This window comes from Halomonas sp. PAMB 3264 (assembly GCF_031954245.1).
GTDB lineage: Bacteria > Pseudomonadota > Gammaproteobacteria > Pseudomonadales > Halomonadaceae > Vreelandella.
Genome location: NZ_CP134866.1, coordinates 2,207,793 through 2,229,160 on the forward strand (window position 1 = coordinate 2,207,793; position 21,368 = coordinate 2,229,160).

Below are 21,368 nucleotides of genomic sequence, written 5' to 3' on the forward strand. Positions count from 1 at the left end.
CCTTCCCTATTCCAAACGCCTTCGAGCCTGGCCTTTGCTCGAAGGCGCGTTTTCGAGTATGTCGAGAATTCGCTCGATATCCAGATGCGCCTCCAGCGTGTCGGCCAGGCGTTCCAGCTCGCGCTCGCGATGGGCGCTATAGTCGACCGCACTGCTCGATGCGAGCCCCAGCCGCGCAAGCAGCGCCTGACACGCCTCGGCGCCGTCGAACACCCCGTGAAGGTAAGTGCCCAGCACTTGGCCATCTTCGCTTATGGCACCGTCGAGATGACTGCCCAGATCGAACAGCGCGCGCTCCAACGCGGCGCCGTGACTAACGCCGTTGTGGATCTCGTAGCCGCTCACGCGCACGCCCTCTTCGATCATCACTCCGTCCACGTTTCGAAGCTGTTTGCCTTTGGCCATGGTCGTGGTGAGCGCCAAAAGCCCGAGCCCCGGTACGCGCCCGGCGGGCCCTTCGAGCCCCTGCGGGTCCTCGACCCAGTCACCGAGCATTTGAAACCCACCGCAGATCCCCAGCACGCGCCCGCCGTAACGCAGATGGCGAGTAATCGCCGCCTCCCAGCCATTTCGCTTGAGCCAGCCAAGGTCGCTCAGCGTGCTCTTGCTGCCGGGCAGAATGATGGCGTCTGCCGGAGGAATCGGCTCGCCTTCCTGAACGAAGCTCAACGTGACCTGGGGGTGCAGGCGTAAGGCGTCGAAATCGGTGTGGTTGCTGATGCGAGGAAGCCTGGGCACCACCACGTTCAGCGTTTGGGCACTTTTTTCGGCCTGAACCCCGGCGATAGCGTCCTCAGCGTCGAGCAGGTGGCCCGTGAGATACGGCAGCGTGCCGAAGACCGGCTTGCCGGTGTGCTGAGTGAGCCACTCGAGGCCGGAGCCGAGCAGGCCGATATCACCGCGAAAGCGGTTGATGATGAAGCCTTGAGTGCGGGCCTGCTCGGACGCGCTCAAAAGTGCCAGCGTACCGACGAGCTGGGCGAACACGCCGCCGCGGTCGATATCGCCGACCAGCAGCACCGGGCAGTCGACGGCTTCGGCGAAGCCCATATTGGCGATATCGCCTTTTCGCAGGTTGATCTCGGCGGGACTACCCGCGCCTTCGGCGATGATCACGTCGAAGCGCTCGCTCAGCGCCTCCCAGGCGGCCATGACGCTCTCGGAAGCGGTGCGCTTGAAGGTGTGGTAGTCGAGCGCGTCCATATGGCCATGCACGCGGCCGCGCAGAATCACCTGGGCACCACGGTCGCTTTCGGGCTTTAACAGCACCGGGTTCATGTCGCTGTGAGGCGCTACCCCCGCCGCCATCGCCTGCAGCGCGGTGGAGCGGCCGATTTCGCCTCCGTCGATAGTCACGGCGCTATTGAGTGCCATGTTCTGGGGTTTGAAGGGCGCCACCGATACGCCGCGGCGCGCCAGCACCCGGCAAAGCCCGGCCACCACCGTGCTCTTACCCGCATCCGAGGTCGTGCCCTGAATCATCAGCGTGGCCATGCATGCGCCCTTGGTTAAAAGGGCGCACTCTAGCGACTGACGGCGGGGCTGGCAATGGCCGAGGCGCCCGCCACGGGGGGCATGGAGCGGCTTCGTACCTACCAGCGGTAGCGGTAGTTGACCACCGCCGCCGTATCGTCGGGCGCGTCGGCGTCGTGGCCGGGCTCGAGGGTGTGCAGCAGATTCACCTGCCACTCGTTATGTTCGCTACTGGCGAAAGCGTAACCAAGCTCGATGTCCACCTGACGCCCGGAAGGCGACAGCGACGCCTCACGGGTTTCGCGCACCACGGTGCCGTCGAGGTGCCGACCGACCGGCACCTCGACGCTGGCATCTGCACTCTCGATGCGCAGCGGCTGGCGAACGCTCAGCGCCAGCCGTTCATCGGCGCGCGCCCCCTGGCCCTGCCACTGCGCGCCCAGCGCCATTTCACGAGCCACGATGTTATCGACGCTTGCCAGCAAACCGCTGCCACCGGCATTACCACGGGCCTGCTCGAATTCGGCGAACCCGCTGAAGCCGCTGCCCAACACCATTTGAAGTTCGACGCCAGCAAACGTCATGTGGTTATTTTCCCCGAGGCTCAGTGCGCCGGTGCCGTGAGCGCCAAGCAGTCCTTCCTGCTCGTTCAGCCGGCCAATATGGGTCGCGAGGCTCAGCGCCGGCGTCAGTGTGAACGAGGCGCCGATATCCGAGCGGTTCGAGCGGTAGCGGCTCTCCTTGGAAGCTTCGACGTCGCCGGCCCAGTGCGAGGCGCTCACCTCGACACGCTCGCCCAGCGCGTAGCGGGTTTGCACGCCGCTGACGCTATCGAGCCCTTGGGTCAGCGCCGAGCCGCCTTGAAAGGAGATCATCGGCATCATCGACGACTCGGCGTAGCCACTCATCGGGCTTGCCTGATCGCCGTCGAAGCGAAAAGCGCTGAAGCCAGCCGCGCCGAGACCGGCCGTGCCGAGGCCCGCCGCGCCGAAGTCCACGTCGAAACGACTCGCAAGCGGGGTGCCAGCGCTATCCGTGCTCGCCGTGAACTGATAAGCGCCGCTGTCGATGAACTGTGTATCGACCGCCTGAACCGAAGCGCTGGCAACGCGCTCCATGCTGTTGCGCAGCTGGTCATCGTACGCTTTGCGCGGCTGAGCATTGCCGCTCAGGTCGATCGCGTAGTCGCGCCCCAGCGCGTCGAACACCGCAACGTTTTCAAGCGCTTGGGTACTGGCGAGTGCGTCGCCGTAGGCGCCGGAGAGCTGGGCGAAGGAGGCGCTGGCAGATTCACCGCCAAGTGCCACGCTCTCGCCGCTGGGAACGACCAGCTCGCCGGCAGGCGCCAGTGCCGCGTCGATATCGGCGGCCCCCTGGCCTAAATAGAAGAAACCACAGTTGGCGGTGCCTGAGGCGCCGCAGCTGTTTTGGCCAAACAGTGCGCTGTCGCGGCGCGCGGTTTCCAGCAGGCGCTGGCTCACCTGCTGCGCTGTCAGGTGAGGCCAGCGCGCGATGATTCCCGCAGCGTACTCCGCCACCCGGGGCGCCGAAATGGACGTGCCCTGCGCCCCCACCTGACGGTTGACGAAAGGCGCGGCCAGCGTGCGCGACTGTAGCCGGGCATCGTCGCCTGGAAAGCTGCTCAACGGGTGCAGATTGCCCTGCTCATCACTGCCCACGGCAATCAGCGTCATATCGAAAAGCGCCGGCTGGCTTGCATACAGCGGTTTGCCTTGGGTATCGATTGCCGCGCCGCTGTTACCGGCGCTGACGACGTACACCGCGCCCTTGCCATCGTTGGCATTAACGACACGCTGATAGGACTCATTCGTCGAAACGCCGTTAAAGCTCAGCCGCGGGTCACTGGCCTCCAGCCGCCGCGAGAAGCTGGTATTGATGACCCGCGCCCCGCGAAGCGCCGCCTCGCCAATGCCGTAATCCAGCGTACTGCTATAGGTCGTTCCACTGGCATCTTCTACCTTGATCAGATCCAGCCGGGCGTTACCGAGCTGACCGCCGGAAATAGTCGAGGCGACCACGCTGCCGTGCCACTCATTGCCGCCGCTTACATCCTTGAGCCCGGTATGCACGTTCAGGCTGTCGATCACGACATCGTTATTGAGGATACGGTCGATATCGAAGCCGCTATCGACGATGCCGACCCGCACACCCAGCGGCTCGATCATGGGATATCGATTGGAAGGCGCTTCATCCGTGGGTGATTCCACGGGCACCCGACTGACCGGCGGCTTTTCGATCGGCGGCGGTTCAACCGGAGCAGGGGCAGGTGCAGGCGCAGGAGGCGGTTCAACCGGGGCGGGGGCAGGCTCGGGCTGGTAAATGCCGGTAGAGGAGTCATCCGGGGCGCCACCTCCCCCACCGCCGCCGGAGCTGCAGCCGGCAAGTGAAACGGCGGAAAACGCCAGTGCGACCGCGACGACCAGCGAGCGAGGTTTGAACGGCGCGGCAGGCAAATGAACATTCGAGATTTTCATGGGAGCCCTTTGAATGAGCGTGACGGCGAGCAGGAGAACGTCCAACGCCGTACCTCAAACCCCGACGGTGTCACTCTCGCATTTAGTGCGCCCAATCTAGCCCATTTTTATTAGACCATTTAAAAGAGTTAGGCCTTTAAATGGGGATATTTCGTCAAATAATGAGCATCCCCCCTCTTCGGTCCTATAATTCTTTTTAATGAATCACCGGTTGGTCATTCAAGCCGCTTTCATCAAACGCTCACTACCGACCCACGGCAAGCCTTGCACCGACCGCTGGGCAGACAAGCTGCGCGGTTTCGGCTAGGGTAATTGGCCCTTTACGCCATCGATCGCCAGCCATGCAAACGCTTTTAAACGACATCACCGAACAGCTCGCTCGTGAAACCGAGCGCGGCAAGGTCGCCGACTACATTCCCCAGCTCGCCGAGGTCGACCCTCATCAGTTCGGTATCAGCCTGGCCACGGTCGAGGGCGAACGCTTCTCGGCCGGGTGCGCGGCCACGCCGTTTTCGATTCAGAGCATTTCGAAGGTGTTCACGCTCACCATGGGGCTTGGCAAGCTCGGCGACGGCCTGTGGGCCAATGTCGGCCGTGAGCCTTCGGGGGATCCGTTCAACTCTATCGTTCAGCTCGAACACGAAGGCGGCAAGCCGCGTAATCCGTTCATCAACGCCGGTGCGATCGCCGTGGTGGATGCGATCATGATGGGGCACGAACCGCGGGAGTCGCTTGCCGAGATTCTAAGCTTCGTGCGCTATATCGCCGACGATACGAGTATCTGCTTCGACCGCCAGGTCGCCGCTTCTGAGATGGCGCACAAGGACCGCAACGCCTCGCTTGCCCACTTCATGAAGGCCTTCGGGCGCCTTCGCCACGATGTCGACAAGGTGCTGGGCACCTATTTTCATCAGTGCGCCATCGCCATGAGCTGCGAGCAGCTCGCTCACGCCGGGCTCTTTCTCGCCTCGAACGGGGTCAACAAGCCCAGCAACCTGCGCGTGGTCTCGCCCCAGCGGGCGCGGCGGATCAACTCCTTGATGATGATGTGCGGCCATTACGACGCCTCCGGAGAGTTCGCCTTTCGCGTGGGGCTTCCGGGCAAAAGTGGCGTCGGCGGAGGCATTCTCGCCATCGCCCCAGGGCGCGGGTCGCTGGCAGTCTGGTCGCCGGGTCTCGACACCTACGGCAATAGTTTGCTGGGCGCCCGGGCACTGGAGATGTTCGTCCAGCGCACCGGCTGGTCGGTGTTTGGGCATTAATTTAACCTTTCCCGTTTTTTTAAAACGGACATCCAACCGACACGGCGTTGTCATGAAGCACCGCTAGCCTCTGTGATCACCAATGAGATCGATCTCATTTTTCGACACAGGATGACCGATGGCGGATATAGCGAGCGTGGCAAAGCGTGCAGGGGTCTCTCGGGCCACTGCGGCACGCGCCTTTTCAAGCCCTGAACTAGTGCGCGACCAGACCCGCGAAAAGGTCCTGGCCGCCGCTCGGGAGCTGCGTTTTCGGCCCAACACCGTGGCACGTCAGCTGCGCGCCCAGGCCACCCGGATGATCGGCGTCATGGTGCCGAGCCTCGACAACCCGGTGTTCGCCGAGCAGCTTCAGGCCATGGAGGTCGCCGCCCGCGAGCGCGGCTTTTCGCTTTTGATCACCACCAGCGAGTACGACCCGGCCCGCGAGAGTGACATCGTCGAGTCGATGTTGCGTCAGCGGGTGGATGGGCTCGTGCTGACCGTGGCGGATGCCGACCAGAGCCCGCTACTCACCTCACTGCGCCGGGAGTCCACGCCCTGCCTGCTGGTCTATAACCCGGCGGGCGAAAGCGGCTTTCCCTCGATTGGCGTGGATAACCGCGCTGCCAGCGAAGCGGCCACCCGCCACTTGATCGATCTCGGCCACACCCACATCGGCATGGTGGCCGGGCCGCTTCTGCAATCCGACCGGGCCCGCCAGCGCTTCGAGGGCTACCGCCAAATGATGCAGAACGCGGGGCTTACGCCGCGCGCCTTGCTCGAGATGCCGCGCCATACCCGGGCCGAACTCGCCCCGATCAAAAGCCAGCTCGAAGGCCCAAATGCCCTCACCGCACTGATCGCTACCAACGACCTGCTCGCCATCAGCCTGATCGGCGAACTCACCCGCGCCGGGGTCAAGGTACCCGGCGACGTCTCAATCATGGGGTTCGACGGGATTGCCCTTGGCAAATGCCTCTACCCCTCGCTTTGCACCATCGAGCAGCCCCGCGCCGACATCGGCCGCGAGGCCGTCAACGCCCTGCTCGCTCTGCTCGAAGGCGAGCAACCCGCGCCACCGCTTCTGCCCTACACCCTGCGCGAAGGCGAAAGCGTGGCACCTCCTGTTGCCATCACTGCTCTCTGTTCGACCCAACGAGGTTCTCACCATGCGTAACACTCCCGTACGTCTGCTGCTTGCCACCGCCCTGACGGGTGTCTCGAGCCTTGCCGCGGCGCAAGGCGCCACTACCGCGATCTGCTACAACTGCCCGCCTGAGTGGGCGGACTGGGGCGCCCAGCTTGAGCTGATCGAAGAGAAAACCGGTATCCAGGTGCCCCAGGACAACAAGAATTCCGGCCAGTCGCTGGCCCAGCTGGTCGCCGAGGCGCAGAGTCCAGTGGCGGACGTGGTCTACTACGGGGTCACCTTTGGTATTCAGGCCATGGAAGCCGATGTGGTCGAGCCCTATCAGCCCGAGCACTGGGACGAGATTCCGGAGGGGTTGAAAGACCCGGAAGGCAACTGGTTCGCCATCCATTCCGGCACGCTCGGCTTCATGGTCAACGTCGATGCGCTCGACGGCGCGCCGGTGCCGACTTCCTGGGAGGACCTGCTCGACCCGGCCTATCGCGGCATGATCGGCTATCTCGACCCGGCCAGCGCCTTCGTCGGTTACGTAGGCGCCACCGCAGTGAACCTGGCCCTCGGCGGCGACCTCGAGGACTTCACCCCGGCCATCGACTACTTCAACGCGCTTGCCGACAACGACCCCATCGTGCCCAAGCAGACCAGCTACGCGCGCGTGCTTTCCGGCGAGATTCCAATCCTGCTGGACTACGACTTCAACGCCTACCGCGCCCGCTACAGCGATGGCGCCAACGTCGAGTTCGTGATTCCCGAAGAGGGCAGCATCGTGGTGCCCTACGTGATGAGCCTGGTCAAGAACGGGCCCCACTCGGACAACGGCCGCGAAGTGCTCGATTTCGTGCTATCTGACGAGGGCCAGGCGGTGTGGGCCGACGCCTACCTGCGCCCGGTACGCGAAGAGGCGATCTCCGACGAAGCGCGTCAGGTGTTTTTGCCCGACAGCGACTACGCCCGCGCAAGCGCGGTGGATTACGCGGCCATGGCGCAGGCGCAGCGCGAGTTCTCCGAGCGGTATCTCTCGGAGGTTCGCTGATCATGTCCGCCACACTCAAGCAGCCCTTCGGGGCTGCTTTTCTCGACCGACACCGGCGCACCTCCCGCCGGGCGCAGCTGATTACCCTGGTCGCGCTGGTGCCAGCGCTGACCATCTTCACGGCGTTCTGGCTACTACCGTTCTCGCGGCTTCTGCTGATGGGGGCGGAGGTGGATCGCGCCAGCGGCGTTAGCGCCTACCTGACGCTCTTGACCCACCGCCAGTACCTGATCAGCCTGGCGACCACCGTCACGCTTTCGCTGGCGGTGTCGGTCGCGGCGGTCGGGATTGCCGGCTTCGCCGGTTTCTTTCTAGCGCGCCACCGTTTTGCGGGCCAATCGCTGCTGGTGGCGATCCTGACCTTCCCACTCGCCTTTCCCGGCGTCGTGGTGGGTTTTCTGGTCATCATGCTCGGCGGGCGCCAGGGGGCGCTGGCGCAGACCAGCCTGTGGCTATTCGGTGAGCGCTGGGTGTTTGCCTACTCGCTGCTGGGCCTGTTCATCGGCTATCTCTACTTCTCGATCCCGCGGGTGATCACCACCGTGATGGCGGCCTGCGACAACCTCGATCAGAGCCTGGAGGAGGCCGCGCGCTCGCTCGGCGCCAGCCACTGGCGGGTGATGCGCGATGTGATCATTCCCGGCATCGCCCCGGCGCTGCTCTCCACCGGCGCGATCTGCTTCGCCACCAGCATGGGCGCCTTCGGCACCGCTTTCACCCTGGGGACGCGGCTGCCCATTTTGCCGCTGAACATCTACGGCGAATTCACCAACTACGCCAACTTCGCGATGGCGGCGGCGCTTTCAGTGGTGCTTGGGTTGATTACCTGGGCGGCGCTGGCGCTAGCGCGAAAGCTTGCGAGCAACGCCCTGGGAGCCTCGGTATGAGTCAGCGCCTGCGTTTTTCACTGCAGCTGGGGTTCACCCTGCTGGTCTGCCTTTTCATGATCGTGCCCATCGCCATGTCGGTCATGGCGGGGCTGACCGAGAACTACTTTCAGGGCTTGCAAAGCGGGCTGACGCTGCGCTGGGTCAGCGAGGTGTGGGTGCTCTACTCGGACACCATCTGGCTTTCGATCAAGCTGGCGCTGGCGTGTCTGGTCATCACCACGTTGATCGGTGTGCCGGCGGCCTACGGGCTTCTGCGAAGCCGCCACCGCGTCGCGCACGCCATCGAGGAACTTCTGCTGCTGCCGGTGGCGGTACCGGGGCTTGCCACAGCGCTGGCGCTTTTGCTGGCCTACGGCAGCTTCCGCGAGTTTCGCTCGAGCTGGCTGTTCATTTTGATCGGCCACGTGCTGTTCACTCTGCCGTTCATGGTGCGCGCGGTGCATTCGGTGATGCACACCGCCCGCCTGCCGCTTCTGGAGGAAGCCGCGGCGAGTCTCGGGGCGAGCCCCTGGCAGCGCTTTTTCGGCGTGGTCGTGCCCAACTGCGCCAGCGGCATTCTGGCCGGGGCCTTGATGGTGATCACGCTTTCGATCGGCGAGTTCAACATCACCTGGATGCTGCACACTCCGCTCACCAAGACTCTGCCGGTCGGCCTTGCCGACAGCTACGCCTCGATGCGCCTGGAAGTGGGTTCCGCCTACACGCTGGTGTTTCTGCTCATGATCGTGCCGCTTCTGGTGATGATCCAGTGGGCCGGAAAGCTGACCGGGCCGCGCCGCTAACCCCGCCCCTTCCATTGAATACGTTTTAGAGAGCGATCATGTCCCTATCCTCGAGTATCACGCTGACCCGGTGCAGCCGCACCTTCGCCGGCGGGCACGTCGCCCTTGAGCCGCTGGATCTTCACATCAAGGCGGGCGAAACGTTGGTGCTTTTGGGCCCCTCGGGCTGCGGCAAGACCACCACGCTCAGAATCATCAGCGGCCTGGAGCGCCCGGACCCGGGCGGTCAGGTGCAGTTCGGCGAGCGTGATGTCACCGCCCTGCCCATCGAGAAGCGCGATGTCGGCATGGTGTTTCAGAACTACGCGCTGTTTCCCAACATGAACGTGGCCGACAACATTACCTACGGGCTTCGCATTCAAAAGCTTTCCCGCGCCGAGATCGACCGTCGCCTGGCGGAGGTGTTGGAGATGGTGGATTTAAAGGGCTACGCCGAGCGCTCGATCGGTGCGCTTTCCGGGGGGCAAAAGCAGCGCGTGGCGCTGGCCCGGGCGATTGCCGTGCGCCCCCGCGTGCTGCTGTTCGACGAGCCGCTGGCCGCACTCGACGCCAAGCTTCGCGACCGGCTGCGCCTGGAGATCGGTGCGCTTTTGCGCGAGCTCGGCATCACTGCGGTGTACGTGACCCACGACCAGGACGAGGCCATGGCGCTCGGCGATCGCATCGCCGTGATGCAGGCCGGGCGCATCGCCCAGCTCGGCAGCCCGCGCGAGATCTATCACCAGCCCGCCAACGCGTTCGTGGCGGACTTCATCGGCGCAGTCAACCGCCTCGCGGTGCAATCGCAGGTATCCGACGGCACGTTTTGCGTACCCGGCGGCACGCTGCGCGCCCCGCACCTGATCACGGCCAACACCCTTTACTGCCGCCCGGAAGACATCCAGGTGGTGCCCATCGAGAACGCCCAGCTCAAGGGCCGCATCATCGAGAGCGTTTTTCTGGGCCAGGCGCAGCAGCTGGCAGTGGATACCGGCAATGACACGACGCTATCGGTACGCGTCTCGTCACGCCAAAGCTGGCCGACGGGCAGTGAAATCGGCCTGATGATCCCGGAGCAGGCGCTGTTTCACCCATCGGCCAGCGGAGCAAGCGCGCATGGATAAGCCCTTTCTGATTGCCCAGATCACCGACCCGCATATCAAGGCCGGCGGCAAGCTCTCCTACCGCCAGGTCGATACGGCGCGTGCCCTGACCCAAGCGATCGACACGCTCAACGCGTTGACACCGCGCCCGGATCTGGTACTCATCAGCGGCGATCTGGTCGATTTTGGCCATCCCGAGGAGTACGCCACGTTCACCAGGCTGACCGAGGCGCTGACGCGGCCCTTCTACGTCATTCCCGGCAACCACGATCACCGCGCCAACCTGCGCGAGGCGCTTGAGAGCCATCGCTACCTGTTCCAGCACCCCGAATATCTGCACTGGGTAATTGACGACTACCCGATCCGCCTGATCGGCCTGGACACGCTGGTAACCGGCAAGCCCCACGGCGAGCTCGATGCCGCAAGCCTTGCGTGGCTGGAGGCTACCCTGGCAAAGCGCCCGGACACCCCGACGCTGGTCATGCTGCACCACCATCCGTTTGTCAGCGGCATCGACCATATGGATCGTCAGCCACTGCTCGATGCCGGGGCGTTCGAAACGGTGATCGCGCGCCATCCGCAGGTCGAGCGCGTGCTGTGCGGGCACCTGCATCGCAGCCTGCAAGCGCGCTTTGGCGGTACTCTCGCACTCAGCTGCCCGGGGGTGTCGCACCAGGTGAGCCTGGATCTAAGCATGGATGGGCCGGCGCACTTTCAGCTGGAGCCGCCGGGCTATTTGCTGCACGCCTATACCCCGCAAAGCGGGCTGATCACCCACCAGGGGTTCATCGAGCGCTACCCCGGCCCCTACCCGTTCTTCGACGCTAACGGGCTGATCGATTGAGCAGCGCCTCATACACCGCCAGGTCACTTTCCGAGAAGCAGCAAAACGTGACCGATTCGACCGTCGAGTGTTCACTCAGCGCCGCCTTGACCGTTTCAACCGCGACCTCGGCGGCACGCTCGATGGGAAAGCGGTAAATACCGGTACTGATGCTGGGAAACGCGATGGAGCGGGCATTGACGGACGCGGCGAGTTCCAGCGCGCGGCGGTAGCAGCCGGCGAGTTTCTCGGCCTCGCCGCGCTGTCCGCCGTTCCATACCGGGCCAACGGCGTGGATCACATAGCGAGCCGGTAGCCTGAAGCCGTCGGTTAGCTTGGCATCGCCTGTCTCACAGCCGCCGAGCGTGCGGCACGCCTGTTTGAGTTCGGGTCCGGCGGCGCGGTGGATCGCGCCGTCCACCCCGCCGCCGCCCATCAGCGACTGGTTGGCGGCGTTGACGATCGCATCAACATCGAGTGTCGTGATATCGGCCTGAATCGCATCGACGTTCATGGGGCTCTCCCTTGTTTAACTCGTTCAGGTTAACGATAGCTGACCCAACCCGGGGCTGCCCTCTTTCGCACTCTGCTGGCTGCTCTCCCAGGCCTGCACCATTTGCTTGCGCGCCACGCCCCAGCGGTAGCCGCCCAGCGCCCCGCTTTGCTGGATCACCCGGTGGCATGGGATCCAGAGCGCGACCGGATTCGCCCCAACGGCGCTGCCGACCGCCCTTGAGGCGCCGGGCTTGCCAAGCGCCCTGGCCAGCTGGCCGTAGCTTACAAGCTCCCCGGCGGGAATCGCGAGCAGCGCGCGCCATAACGCAACCTGAAAATTGGTGCCCGCCACGTGCAGCGACAGTGCTCGCGCGTCACCAAACGCGCCGTCGAAAAGCGCCTCCACCACGTAGCGCGTGGCCTCGGGCTGGTGAATTAGCTGGCTTTTGGGCCACGTAGCGGTTAGCCCGGCGAGCTGCTCGCCCATTCCATTGGCGCCGATAAACCCCAGCCGGCAGATACCCCGCTCGGTGGTGGCCGCCAGCGCCGCGCCAAAGGGGGTTGAGTGAACGCCGTAGCGAATGGTGAGGCCATCGCCCTGTTGCTTGTGCTCGCCCGGGGTCACCGCGTCGAGCGAGACGAAGTGATCGTAAAGCCGGGAGCCGCCGCTCAGCCCCACCGCATGGGCGGCCTGAAGCAGCGAATCGGTCGAGGCCATCAGGCGCTTGGCGCGCTCAAGGGTCAGCGCCTGTAGAAAACGCTTGGGCGAAATGCCGGCATAGCGGCGAAAAACACGTTGAAAGTGCGCGGGGCTCCAGTACACGTGAGCGGCCACCTCGGCAAGGCTTGGCTGGCTCGCCGCGTTGTCCACCATGTAGGCCATCGCCTTTTCGATCCGCCCGTACTCGTCCATTGCCCGCTCCGTTGTTTCTGCTCTTCGAAGTCTAAGCGCCTTGTGACCGGCTGCCGACCCGAATCCTGCGCTCCTTTCAACCCTGAACCATTCCGCTTTCACACAATGCGACAGCGCCGCGGCGCCACCTCAATTTTTTACAATACTCAGGGGGCTGGCATTGAAATACTCTGGCCCTCTTCTCCACCATGGAATCATCACCATGAGCATCTCGCTACTGCTGCCCATGTCCGCCTTTGCACTGGCGGCCTCCATCTCGCCGGGGCCGGTCAACCTGGTGTGCCTGAGCAGCGGCACTCACTACCCCATTGCGCGCGGCCTGGTATTCGTGACCGGCGCCACGCTTGGCTTCATCGCGCTATTTCTAAGCGTAGGCGCCGGGCTTTATTCGCTTTTGCGTCACTGGCCAATGCTGGAAATCCTGCTGCGATGGGCAGGCGTGGCATTTTTGCTCTACCTGAGCGCCAAACTGGCACTGGATGACGGCAGGCTTTCCCACCGTGCGCCCGCCAAAGCCCCCGGGTTCTGGACCGGCGCGGTGATGCAGTGGCTCAATCCCAAGGCGTGGCTTGCCTGTGCCTCCGGCATCAGCGCCTACACCGGCGCCAGCGCCAAGCTGACGCTGCTGTTTGCCGCGCTCTATCTTCCCATCTGCTGGCTATCGCTTTCTTGCTGGGTTTACGCCGGGGCGTTTTTGAAGCGCTACGTGAGCAATCCGACCCTTTTGGTCGTGATCAACCGTGTGCTTGCGCTACTGCTGGCCGTGAGCTGTCTGTTCATCGTGCTGGACTAACGAAGGCTTCGACGTTGAAGGCGTTCGATACTGATGCGGCGTGGCAGCGAGTAGCCGCTTGAAGGTGCGCTGAAAGTGGGGCTGGTCATTGAAGCCTAGCGCCAGCGCCGTCTCTGCGATGGAGTGGCCCTGGTTTAACCATTCGCGCCCCAGCTGGACGCGCCGATTGATCAGATAGGCTCTGGGCGTCATGCCGTAATGGCGTTTGAAGCCTCGAATCAGGTGCCCTTCGCTGTAGCCGCTCACGTGGCATAGCCGCTCGAGCGTGAGCGCCTCTTGCGCGTGATCGTCAAGATACGCGGCCAGGCGCTCCAGCGCCGCCGGCACGTGCACGGGTGAGCGCGCAGGGGTCATCGCCAAATGTGTCAGCACCGGCAAAAGTGTCTCGGTAAGCGCCGCGCGTTTTTCATCGAGGCTCGCCTTGTCGCTTCTCAAACACGTCGCCATACGCCGGTAACGGCGGTAGAGCGCGGGCTTTGACAGTACCGCCGTGGCAATATCCTGCCACTCCGGGCCGCTTGAGAGCCCCGCGCGATAGCGTAGCTCGCTCACCCAAGCGACCTCCACGTACAGCATCATATACGCCCAGGGCTCATGCTCGATGGGGTTGCAGGCGTGCACCCAACCAGGATTCATCAGCACCAAATCCCCCGCGCGAATGGGGTGCGTATCGCCTCGATAGTAGAACGAGCTTCTCCCTTGTGTGACCGCGCCGAGCGACCAGTGAGTATGGCTATGGAGTGCGTAGGCGACTTGGCGAGCATCGCTGATGCAGCGAAGCTCTACCTGAGGCAAACGCGGGTCACGCCAGAAAAGAGGAGTCGATGCGTTCATTACCGTACCTTTCGAAAATGAGTCGTGACCGGGTGACAAAAGCGCCCATGCCGAAAGCGTTAGTCCTTTGGCGCTCGATCACCTACCCTACAGGGTAGGTTTTCAAGCGCCCAGCTCGGGGCACCGGCTTCATACAGGACTATGAAGCGTCGCCATTTTAGTCAGGAGGACGTCGTGGCTCATAACACGCCCGATCATAAAGACGCCATTCAGCTCTACGCCCGTATGGGCTACGCCTCACGCGGTATCGTCTATTTGCTCGTCGGGGGGTTGGCGGCGCTGGCCGCTTTCGGCCAGGGCGGGCAAACCGAAGGCAGCCGCGGCGCACTCGAGCGTCTCCTGAGCGCGCCGTTCGGCCAGGTGCTGCTAGGGCTAATCGCGTTGGGGCTTGTGGGCTACGCCATGTGGCGCTGTATTCAGGCGATCAAGGACGCCGACAATCACGGCACCGACCCCAAGGGGCTCGCCATTCGTGCAGGACTTTTGATCAGCGCGGTCACCCATACGCTGCTGGCGTTCTATGCCGCCAGCCTGATCTTTCGTTTTGGCGGATCTTCCTCAAGCGGGTCCGGCGGCTCCCAGGGCGCAGTGGGCTGGCTTTTCGAGCAGCCGTTTGGCCGCTACCTGGTGGGGCTGGTAGGGCTTTGTGTGATTGGCGCCGGGGTGGCCCACTGCCTCAAGGGCGCAAAAGCCAAGTTCGACAAACACTTCGACATGCCTGAATCCACCAAACGCTGGGCGTACCCGGTATGCCGCTTCGGTTTGGTCATAAGAGGCATCGTATTTTTGATTGTCGGCGGTTTTTTCATCATGGCGGCGTATCATATCAACCCCAGTGAAGCCGGCGGTACCGAAGAGGTGTTTAGCGCACTTCGCACCCAGGCCTTCGGTCAGTGGCTGCTGGCTTTCGTGGCCATCGGGCTGTTCGCCTTTGGCGCCTACAGTGTGCTCGCGAGTATCTATCGCCGCATCAACCCGGGGATGTAGAAACGCACATGGCCATGGCATCGAAGCGTACCAAAGCGTGGCTTGCGCGCCTTAACGGCTCCAAAAACATGCTCTGGCTTTTGGGTACGCTGTCGTTTCTTGAAACGATCATTCTGCCCATTCCGCTCGAACTCATTTTGATTCCGCTGATGGCCGCCAACCGTGAGCGCATCTGGCGACTGGCCGCGGTCACCACCGCCGGATGCCTGTTGGCCTCGCTGGTCGGCTACGGCGTGGGGCTTTTGCTCTTTCAGTCGATCGGCACCTGGTTCATCGCCTTCATGGGAATCGAGCAGAGCTTTCAGACCTTCCAGACGTTTTTCAATCAGTACGGCTTCGCCGCCATTCTGGCCATCGGTATCCTGCCGATTCCGTTTCAGGTCGCCATGATCACCGCCGGGCTTTCGAACTATCCGGTGCTGCTGTTCGTGCTGGCGGCCCTGATCGCTCGCGGGCTTCGCTACTATGGGCTGGCCTGGCTGGTTAGCCGCTTCGGCCATCGGGTATTGGTGCTTTGGAAGCGCCACGCCCTATTGACCAGCGTTGTGGTCGGCCTGTCGGTGTTGCTGTTGACTCTGTTGCTGCAGTTTCTAGCGGGACTGATTATGTCGTCCTAGACTCCGTAGTCGCGCTCGACCCTGGCAATGCGGGTGCGAAAATGGCGATACCACCGCTGATGGCCTAACCGCTGCGCCTCCTGGTGCTCGGCGTGACTTTTCCACGCCTTGATCGACTCGATATCCGCCCAGTAGGAGACCGTCACGCCTACCTCCTCGCGTGCGGACTCCACGCCTAAAAATCCCGGCTGCTCGGCGGCGAGCGCGACCATGCGCGCGGCCATTACCTCGTAACCTTCGGTGTGCTCGGTAAGCGTCGAGGTAAAGATCACGGCGTAGTACGGAGGTTCGGGCGTTGCGGCTAGCAGCATGGCGGCTTCTCGCTGGGCGTGTTGAAATCGTCATCCTATCCATCGCACATGGGAGCGCCAACCCGAAATCGAGCATCCTGCGCCGAAAGGCGCAATGGCCGTTTTCGTCCGGTTTGTGGCCGTGAGTTGTCTCGTCGTAGTGACAGCGCCTCGTTAAGCTGGAACCTCACTCAAATCAAGAGGTTCACCATGGCACCTACCAACGCTTCAAACGCCGCGACCGCCCTGCTTCTGATCGACGTTCAGGCCTCCTTTCCTGCCAAGGAGTATTGGGTCGAGAGCCTGGCCAATGCCTGGAAGCCGAAGCAGCGCGCCCTGCTCGATGCTGCCCACGCTGAGGGTATTCCAGTGGTGCGCATTTTCCATGAAGCGCCGGGAAGCCAAGGGCCGTTCGACCCCGACCAGGGGATGATTCAACCGCTCGACGGCTTTGATGACCCCACGGCGATTACCTTTCACAAGCGCGTACATAACGCGTTTAGCGATACCGGGCTCGAACAATGGCTATGCGAGCGCGCCATCTATCGCTTGGCGATTAGCGGTATTCGTACCGAGCAGTGCTGCGAAACCACCGCGCGGGTCGCCTCGGATCTGGGCTTCGAAGTCGACTTCGTCAGCGACGCCACGCTCACGTTTCCCATGACGCGCCACGGTGTGACCTGGTCCGCCGAGGATATCAAGGCGCGCACGGAGCTGGTGCTGGAGGGCCGCTTTGCGCGTATCATCGATACTCAAAACATGATCGATGAGTGGCAAACCCGGCGTGACTAGCTTTCGACCCCTGAATTCGCCGCCCGCACGTGGGAATGCCCCACTACGGGTGGCAGTGCTGATGATGCCAGACCAAGTGCCGCTCGATCTGATCGGCCCGCTTCAGGTACTGCACTGCGCTGAGCGCCTCTCCTTGAGAATCGAGATCAGCTACCTGGGACCGAGCACGGCGCTCGAGTGGCTAGGGCCTCTTACCCTCGGCGGCATCGCGCCGCTGCCGACCGCGCTTTCGCACCACGACCTGCTACTAATCCCCGGTCAGTATCGCAGCGCGGTCGACCCGTTAGCTCAGCGGGCGTGTATCGAGTGGCTGAGAGCCAACGTTAACCAGGTCGATACCATGATGACGGTGTGCTCCGGTACGCTGTTGCTGGCCGAGGCCGGCCTGCTCGACGGCCGCCGCTGCACCACCCACCATACCCTTTTGGATCAGCTGCGCGAGAAGGCGCCTGGGGCCCGCGTGCAGGGCGATTGTATCTTCATCGAAGACGGGCGCTACTTGACCAGCGCGGGCATTTCCACGGGCATCGATACCATGCTGCACTGGTTGACCCGTATGGGCGGCCACGCACTGGGGCTTTCGGTGGCGCGCGAGATGGTTCTTTATTTGCGCCGCAGCGGTCAGGAGCCCCAGCTCGGCGCCTGGCTCGAAGGCCGTAATCACGTGGATGAGCGTATTCACCGTGTGCAGGACGCTATATGCGCCGCCCCCGCGAAGGCCTGGCGGGCGGAGGTGCTGGCGTCCCAAGCCGCCATGAGCGAGCGACATTTCCGGCGTCAGTTCAAACAGCTGACCGGCATGCAGATGAGCGACTACATCAGCGGTTTGCGGCTACAGCGAGCCAAAACCCTAATGATTGAAACCGCCTGGACACTCGACCGCATCGCCGAAGAGTCCGGCTTTGGCGACGAACGGCAACTTCGCCGCTGCTGGGCGCGCGTGGAGACACGCCCGCCCGGCGAGTGGCGCCGCGACCAGCCAATGGCGATTACAGCGCCAACAGAATTTGAATCGCCATAACGATCATACACACAAGCCCCACGCCGTAGGCGATGGTGCGCCAGGGCTGAAGGCGTGCAAGATAGGCGAGCGTATGCGCGTAGCGCGCCGCGGTGAATACCATGAACAACCACATGGCAAGCCCGGGCGACGCCCCGACCAGCACGTAGGCTACGCCCAAGGCCAAAAAGATGGGGATATTCTCCAGGTCGTTGGACCAGGCCTTACTCGCCTGCTGCACCTGAGGAAGTTCCTCCCTGGACGGCTCCTTCCCCGCCATGCGCGCGTCTTCCGGGGTCTTGAACGTCATTTTGGTAATACGGTGATACCCCTGGTACAGCCCGGTCGCCCACATCTTCACAAACAGCAGCACCGTCGCCACGGCGTACCAGTAAACGGCGTCATCCATGATGACCTCCTTGGGTCGGTTGATGGCCGCCGCGGCAAACCCCACCACGGCTCAAAGCCACTGTAAGCATAGCTGACCCTGGCACCAGCGGAGAAAACACCGCTGGTGTTTAGAGGTGATCGCCATGAACGGCTGGAACCGGCTCGCGGTCAGCATGCGCTTCACACCAAATATGGGAACGTAAGCGGCGATTGCCCATTCTGAGGGCCTTTTGACACCGCCCTTCTCAAATCCAAAGCGCTCGTTTACCATGCGCCACCCCCTTTTCGAGCGCTGCCTGTCATGTCTGCCAACGCCCTGTATACCGACCTCTCCCGTTACTACGACGTCATGTGCGAGGAGATCGACTACCCGGCGCAGAGCCGCGCCGTACAGCGCTTGAATCAGCTTTTCGGCAACGGCGGGCGTCGCCATCTGGATCTGGCCTGCGGCACCGGCCCCCACGTGCGCCACTTTCTCGACGCAGGCTTTGATAGCATCGGACTCGACCTCAACCCGCCCATGCTGGCGCAGGCCGCCAGGCGCTGCCCCGAGGCGCGTTTCAGCCATCAGGACATGGGCGACTTCGTCGTCGGTGAGCCGCAGGATCTGATCACCTGTTTTCTCTACTCGATTCACTACAACGCGGATGTCGAGCGCCTAAAGGCGTGCATCGAAAGCGCCTGGCGCGCGCTCGAGGCGGGCGGCGTAATCTGCTTCAATGCCGTGGACAAGGAGAAGATCGACAACGCCCTTTCGGTCAAACACACCGCGCGCCGGGAAGAGGAGACGTTCACGTTCAGCTCGGGCTGGCACTACCCGGGTAAAGGCGAGCGTCAGTCGCTAAAACTCTGTATCGAGAAAACCACCGCCGGACAGAGCGAGCGCTGGGTCGACGAACACGCCATGGTCGCCGTGAGCTTCAAAGAGCTTATTGCGCTGCTAACGCCCTACTTTACCGTCGAGGTGTTCGAGCATGATTTCCAGGCGATCACGCCCTGGAACGGCGAAACGGGCAACGCGCTGTTCGTGTGCGTCAAGAACTAACCATGTATGCCAAGGGCGAACCCGAGAATATCGGCTACTGCACGTAGTAGCCGCTCACCCGCCAGGCCCCATCCTCGAAGTGCGGCGTGACGGTCTCGGTCACCTGCTTGTTGGCGAAGCTGGTTTGAAAGGTAAAGATCTTGAGATCCCCGCGCGGCGCACCAGGCATGGAGGTGTCGCTGACCACGCGCAGCGGGTGGCGCGACTCCACCGGCCCCATGTCTTTTCGCGCAAGCTCAACGGTGCGCGCCAGCATATCCGGCGATAGCGGGCGCTGTAGAAGCGGCGACGCCGACTCCCAGGCTTTCTCGAACTCTCCGCTGTCGATGCTGGCAAGCCAGGCCATCACCGCGGTTTCGGCCGGGTCGCTATGGGCAACGGCGTGGGCGGGTAGTATGGATAAAGCGAAAGCCGCCATTAAGGTACGGTGCGAAGTAGGCATAAAGGGGGCTCGTGTGGAAAAGGGTGTCTTCTGTTTATCGGTCGTGCGGCGTCGGGCTTTAGCTCGTGACAACGCCTTTCAACGTGCAAAGCGTTGACCCTGTTTAATTCAGCCGGCGCAGGTGGCGCTGGCAAGCGCCGTATTTGCTTTAGCCAAGCGTTGTCACTAGGGTATTGAGCGGGCAGCGCCTCTCACGCCTTCTCGCATACCGCTTTCGGTGATCGGCGGTATGTAACCCAGCCAGCCTTCAATAATTAAAAAACGGCATATAAAACGACACTCGCAAGGAAATCATCATGTCATACCCACGCGTATGCCAGTTCAAGCGACTGGCACTCGGGCTTAGCGTCTCTGCGGCCATGCTCTCCAGCGCCCAGGCACAAACCAGTGACTCGCAAACCATCGACGAGCTGCGCGCCCAGCTCAACCAGATGCAGCAGCGCATCGAGCAGCTCGAACGCCAGCAGTCCTACGGCGCATCAAACAACGACCAATCGATGGCATCGAATCAGGGCACTTCCAGCCAGAGCGGCGCTGGCCAGAGCGGTTCCAATCAAAGCGGTTCCAGTCAAAGCAACGCCAGCAAGGACGCTTATGGTGAGGGCACCGCCACGGGCACCTCGGCCAACGGCGAAGAGGCCCAGCTCGCCCAGCAGAACCAGCAAACGCTTCAAGAGATGCAGCAGGTCGAAATCGGTGGGCTGCTCGAACTCAGCGGCAGCGTCAACGACTGGGATAGCCAGAGCAAGGATACCTCGGGCGATCTCGACTTCGGCAAGTTCGTCGTGACCGTTCAGGGTGAAACCGGCGCTATCGACTACTCGCTGGCCTACCGCTTCTACGACGACTACCATTTTTTGCAGCACGGCTGGATCGGCTACAACCCCACCGAGGAAGACTCGTTCAAGCTGGGCCTGGTGCAGACGCCCTTTGGCAACATGGATTACGGCTACCTGGGCTGGTACGGCAACCTGGGCTATCTGGCGGGCTTCAACGATAACCAGAACGCCGGCATCAAGTGGGATCACTCCGCCGGGCCCTGGGACACCTCGCTTGCGTTTTTCAAAAGCGACAGTCTGGGCGATGGCAACGAGCACTACGGCGCCAACGCCGTGGGCGATGGCGCCCAGGGCAACAGCGAAGAGAACCAGGTCGCGGCGCGCCTAGGCTACACCTTCGGCCATGACACCGATTACGCCACCCAGGTGAACGTCTCGGCGAAGGGCGGTCAGCTCTACAACCGCAACACCGAACGCAGCGGCGACAATTGGTCGGCGGCACTCGGCGTGGACGGAAGCTACGGCAACTGGCGCACGCTGGTCCAGGCTACCACCTACGAGTACAACGCTAAAAATCCCGATGAGGCGACCTCGGGCATTTCCGATAACGCCCTGCAGATCGGCGCGTTCAACTTCAACTACCTGATTCCCGCTCAGGGCGAAATCTACTCGGCGAGCGTCGGTTACAACATGGACGTGGACTGGGGCCCGGTTGAAAGCCTCTATTTCTTCAACGACTTCAGCGTGATCGACCCTTCAAACGACTTTACCAGCCTCAACGGCGGCTTCGGCGATCAGCAAAACCCGATGGTCAACGATCTGGGCGTGCAGATGACCGCCGGGCCGTTTTTCGCCTGGTTCGATATCGTCTCGAACAAGAACGGGCTGAACTACTTCGGCTCGCCGGTCGACGACGGCTGGAACACCGCATTCTTGACCAACTTTGGCGTCGAGTTCTGATCAAAGCGCCCACGCAAAAGGCCACCTGTCGAGGTGGCCTTTTTTGTATCGAGCGTCGC

At 62.8% G+C, this 21,368-nt stretch carries 22 protein-coding genes; 14 read left to right on the top strand and 8 right to left on the bottom strand.

Going from position 1 to position 21,368, the window contains the following annotated elements:
* Positions 1 to 6: 6 nt before the first annotated feature.
* Together RN347_RS09940 and RN347_RS09945 are read right to left on the bottom strand one after the other, a co-directional pair.
* Positions 7 to 1,494 carry a cobyric acid synthase gene (locus RN347_RS09940; RefSeq protein WP_311958089.1) on the bottom strand — a complete coding sequence of 496 codons (1,488 nt, stop codon included), beginning with the start codon at positions 1,492 to 1,494 and terminating at the stop codon, positions 7 to 9.
* 98 nt (positions 1,495 to 1,592) lie between these two features.
* A complete protein-coding gene (locus tag RN347_RS09945; protein ID WP_311958090.1) occupies positions 1,593 to 3,968 on the bottom strand; it encodes a S8 family serine peptidase in 2,376 nt (791 codons plus the stop codon).
* A gap of 341 nt (positions 3,969 to 4,309) precedes the next feature.
* Here RN347_RS09945 and RN347_RS09950 point away from each other — a divergent pair, with 341 nt between their 5' ends.
* The 7 genes from RN347_RS09950 to RN347_RS09980 all read left to right on the top strand — a co-directional run bounded on the left by RN347_RS09950 (position 4,310) and on the right by RN347_RS09980 (position 10,993).
* Positions 4,310 to 5,230, top strand: a complete 921-nt coding sequence (locus RN347_RS09950; protein ID WP_263586951.1) for a glutaminase — start codon at positions 4,310 to 4,312, stop codon at positions 5,228 to 5,230.
* 118 nt (positions 5,231 to 5,348) lie between these two features.
* On the top strand, positions 5,349 to 6,389 hold the full coding sequence (locus RN347_RS09955; RefSeq protein WP_311958091.1) for a LacI family DNA-binding transcriptional regulator: 1,041 nt from the start codon (positions 5,349 to 5,351) through the stop codon (positions 6,387 to 6,389).
* Positions 6,382 to 7,395 (top strand): ABC transporter substrate-binding protein, encoded by a 1,014-nt coding sequence (locus tag RN347_RS09960; protein WP_311958092.1) that lies wholly within the window; start codon positions 6,382 to 6,384, stop codon positions 7,393 to 7,395. Before RN347_RS09955 ends, RN347_RS09960 begins: the two co-directional genes overlap by 8 nt.
* Positions 7,396 to 7,397: 2 nt before the next feature.
* Entirely contained in the window at positions 7,398 to 8,282 is an 885-nt protein-coding gene (locus RN347_RS09965) for an ABC transporter permease (RefSeq protein ID WP_311958093.1), read from the top strand.
* Positions 8,279 to 9,067 (top strand): ABC transporter permease, encoded by a 789-nt coding sequence (locus RN347_RS09970; RefSeq protein ID WP_263586947.1) that lies wholly within the window; start codon positions 8,279 to 8,281, stop codon positions 9,065 to 9,067. Before RN347_RS09965 ends, RN347_RS09970 begins: the two co-directional genes overlap by 4 nt.
* Before the next feature lie 38 nt (positions 9,068 to 9,105).
* The gene (locus tag RN347_RS09975) at positions 9,106 to 10,170 is read left to right on the top strand and encodes an ABC transporter ATP-binding protein (RefSeq protein WP_311958094.1); all 1,065 of its coding nucleotides are present in this window, start codon (positions 9,106 to 9,108) and stop codon (positions 10,168 to 10,170) included.
* Positions 10,163 to 10,993 (top strand): phosphodiesterase, encoded by an 831-nt coding sequence (locus RN347_RS09980; protein ID WP_311958095.1) that lies wholly within the window; start codon positions 10,163 to 10,165, stop codon positions 10,991 to 10,993. The genes RN347_RS09975 and RN347_RS09980 overlap by 8 nt, the downstream gene beginning before the upstream one ends.
* On the opposite strand, the gene RN347_RS09985 is transcribed toward RN347_RS09980, so the two are convergent.
* Together RN347_RS09985 and RN347_RS09990 are read right to left on the bottom strand one after the other, a co-directional pair.
* Positions 10,974 to 11,486, bottom strand: coding sequence for an O-acetyl-ADP-ribose deacetylase (locus RN347_RS09985; RefSeq protein WP_263586944.1), 513 nt, complete (start codon positions 11,484 to 11,486; stop codon positions 10,974 to 10,976). The genes RN347_RS09980 and RN347_RS09985 overlap by 20 nt on opposite strands.
* Before the next feature lie 24 nt (positions 11,487 to 11,510).
* Positions 11,511 to 12,380, bottom strand: coding sequence for a methylated-DNA--[protein]-cysteine S-methyltransferase (locus RN347_RS09990; RefSeq protein WP_311958096.1), 870 nt, complete (start codon positions 12,378 to 12,380; stop codon positions 11,511 to 11,513).
* A gap of 202 nt (positions 12,381 to 12,582) precedes the next feature.
* On the opposite strand from RN347_RS09990, the gene RN347_RS09995 reads away from it, so the two are divergent.
* Positions 12,583 to 13,173 carry a LysE family translocator gene (locus RN347_RS09995; RefSeq protein ID WP_311958097.1) on the top strand — a complete coding sequence of 197 codons (591 nt, stop codon included), beginning with the start codon at positions 12,583 to 12,585 and terminating at the stop codon, positions 13,171 to 13,173.
* On the opposite strand, the gene RN347_RS10000 is transcribed toward RN347_RS09995, so the two are convergent.
* On the bottom strand, positions 13,132 to 14,007 hold the full coding sequence (locus RN347_RS10000; protein ID WP_311958098.1) for an AraC family transcriptional regulator: 876 nt from the start codon (positions 14,005 to 14,007) through the stop codon (positions 13,132 to 13,134). The genes RN347_RS09995 and RN347_RS10000 overlap by 42 nt on opposite strands.
* 174 nt (positions 14,008 to 14,181) lie before the next feature.
* Between RN347_RS10000 and RN347_RS10005 the strand changes: the two genes are divergently transcribed.
* Together RN347_RS10005 and RN347_RS10010 are read left to right on the top strand one after the other, a co-directional pair.
* The gene (locus RN347_RS10005) at positions 14,182 to 14,994 is read left to right on the top strand and encodes a DUF1206 domain-containing protein (protein ID WP_311958099.1); all 813 of its coding nucleotides are present in this window, start codon (positions 14,182 to 14,184) and stop codon (positions 14,992 to 14,994) included.
* 14 nt (positions 14,995 to 15,008) lie between these two features.
* Positions 15,009 to 15,611, top strand: coding sequence for a VTT domain-containing protein (locus tag RN347_RS10010; protein WP_311958100.1), 603 nt, complete (start codon positions 15,009 to 15,011; stop codon positions 15,609 to 15,611).
* Here the strand turns inward: RN347_RS10010 and RN347_RS10015 are convergent.
* A complete protein-coding gene (locus RN347_RS10015; protein ID WP_311958101.1) occupies positions 15,608 to 15,922 on the bottom strand; it encodes an antibiotic biosynthesis monooxygenase in 315 nt (104 codons plus the stop codon). The genes RN347_RS10010 and RN347_RS10015 overlap by 4 nt on opposite strands.
* Positions 15,923 to 16,111: 189 nt before the next feature.
* Between RN347_RS10015 and RN347_RS10020 the strand changes: the two genes are divergently transcribed.
* Positions 16,112 to 16,693: an isochorismatase family protein gene (locus RN347_RS10020; protein WP_311958102.1), complete on the top strand. Its 582-nt coding sequence runs from the start codon at positions 16,112 to 16,114 to the stop codon at positions 16,691 to 16,693.
* 61 nt (positions 16,694 to 16,754) lie between these two features.
* Positions 16,755 to 17,714 carry a helix-turn-helix domain-containing protein gene (locus RN347_RS10025; RefSeq protein WP_311958103.1) on the top strand — a complete coding sequence of 320 codons (960 nt, stop codon included), beginning with the start codon at positions 16,755 to 16,757 and terminating at the stop codon, positions 17,712 to 17,714.
* Here the strand turns inward: RN347_RS10025 and RN347_RS10030 are convergent.
* Complete coding sequence (locus RN347_RS10030; protein WP_263586935.1) at positions 17,683 to 18,102, bottom strand: MAPEG family protein; 420 nt, start codon at positions 18,100 to 18,102, stop codon at positions 17,683 to 17,685. The genes RN347_RS10025 and RN347_RS10030 overlap by 32 nt on opposite strands.
* Before the next feature lie 282 nt (positions 18,103 to 18,384).
* On the opposite strand from RN347_RS10030, the gene RN347_RS10035 reads away from it, so the two are divergent.
* On the top strand, positions 18,385 to 19,128 hold the full coding sequence (locus RN347_RS10035) for a class I SAM-dependent methyltransferase (protein WP_263586934.1): 744 nt from the start codon (positions 18,385 to 18,387) through the stop codon (positions 19,126 to 19,128).
* 34 nt (positions 19,129 to 19,162) lie between these two features.
* Here RN347_RS10035 and RN347_RS10040 read toward each other — a convergent pair whose 3' ends face one another.
* On the bottom strand, positions 19,163 to 19,570 hold the full coding sequence (locus RN347_RS10040; RefSeq protein WP_311958105.1) for a DUF4019 domain-containing protein: 408 nt from the start codon (positions 19,568 to 19,570) through the stop codon (positions 19,163 to 19,165).
* Positions 19,571 to 19,866: 296 nt separating this feature from the next.
* Between RN347_RS10040 and RN347_RS10045 the strand changes: the two genes are divergently transcribed.
* Positions 19,867 to 21,309, top strand: coding sequence for a hypothetical protein (locus tag RN347_RS10045; protein ID WP_311958108.1), 1,443 nt, complete (start codon positions 19,867 to 19,869; stop codon positions 21,307 to 21,309).
* The last annotated feature ends 59 nt before the right edge of the window (positions 21,310 to 21,368 follow it).

Coding starts and splice junctions, on each gene's coding strand:
- RN347_RS09940 (WP_311958089.1), bottom strand. CDS start 1,494: ATGGCCACGCTGATGATTCAGGGCACGACCTCGGATGCGGGTAAGAGC.
- RN347_RS09945 (WP_311958090.1), bottom strand. CDS start 3,968: ATGAAAATCTCGAATGTTCATTTGCCTGCCGCGCCGTTCAAACCTCGC.
- RN347_RS09950 (WP_263586951.1), top strand. CDS start 4,310: ATGCAAACGCTTTTAAACGACATCACCGAACAGCTCGCTCGTGAAACC.
- RN347_RS09955 (WP_311958091.1), top strand. CDS start 5,349: ATGGCGGATATAGCGAGCGTGGCAAAGCGTGCAGGGGTCTCTCGGGCC.
- RN347_RS09960 (WP_311958092.1), top strand. CDS start 6,382: ATGCGTAACACTCCCGTACGTCTGCTGCTTGCCACCGCCCTGACGGGT.
- RN347_RS09965 (WP_311958093.1), top strand. CDS start 7,398: ATGTCCGCCACACTCAAGCAGCCCTTCGGGGCTGCTTTTCTCGACCGA.
- RN347_RS09970 (WP_263586947.1), top strand. CDS start 8,279: ATGAGTCAGCGCCTGCGTTTTTCACTGCAGCTGGGGTTCACCCTGCTG.
- RN347_RS09975 (WP_311958094.1), top strand. CDS start 9,106: ATGTCCCTATCCTCGAGTATCACGCTGACCCGGTGCAGCCGCACCTTC.
- RN347_RS09980 (WP_311958095.1), top strand. CDS start 10,163: ATGGATAAGCCCTTTCTGATTGCCCAGATCACCGACCCGCATATCAAG.
- RN347_RS09985 (WP_263586944.1), bottom strand. CDS start 11,486: ATGAACGTCGATGCGATTCAGGCCGATATCACGACACTCGATGTTGAT.
- RN347_RS09990 (WP_311958096.1), bottom strand. CDS start 12,380: ATGGACGAGTACGGGCGGATCGAAAAGGCGATGGCCTACATGGTGGAC.
- RN347_RS09995 (WP_311958097.1), top strand. CDS start 12,583: ATGAGCATCTCGCTACTGCTGCCCATGTCCGCCTTTGCACTGGCGGCC.
- RN347_RS10000 (WP_311958098.1), bottom strand. CDS start 14,007: ATGAACGCATCGACTCCTCTTTTCTGGCGTGACCCGCGTTTGCCTCAG.
- RN347_RS10010 (WP_311958100.1), top strand. CDS start 15,009: ATGGCATCGAAGCGTACCAAAGCGTGGCTTGCGCGCCTTAACGGCTCC.
- RN347_RS10015 (WP_311958101.1), bottom strand. CDS start 15,922: ATGCTGCTAGCCGCAACGCCCGAACCTCCGTACTACGCCGTGATCTTT.
- RN347_RS10020 (WP_311958102.1), top strand. CDS start 16,112: ATGGCACCTACCAACGCTTCAAACGCCGCGACCGCCCTGCTTCTGATC.
- RN347_RS10025 (WP_311958103.1), top strand. CDS start 16,755: ATGATGCCAGACCAAGTGCCGCTCGATCTGATCGGCCCGCTTCAGGTA.
- RN347_RS10030 (WP_263586935.1), bottom strand. CDS start 18,102: ATGGATGACGCCGTTTACTGGTACGCCGTGGCGACGGTGCTGCTGTTT.
- RN347_RS10035 (WP_263586934.1), top strand. CDS start 18,385: ATGTCTGCCAACGCCCTGTATACCGACCTCTCCCGTTACTACGACGTC.
- RN347_RS10040 (WP_311958105.1), bottom strand. CDS start 19,570: ATGCCTACTTCGCACCGTACCTTAATGGCGGCTTTCGCTTTATCCATA.
- RN347_RS10045 (WP_311958108.1), top strand. CDS start 19,867: ATGTCATACCCACGCGTATGCCAGTTCAAGCGACTGGCACTCGGGCTT.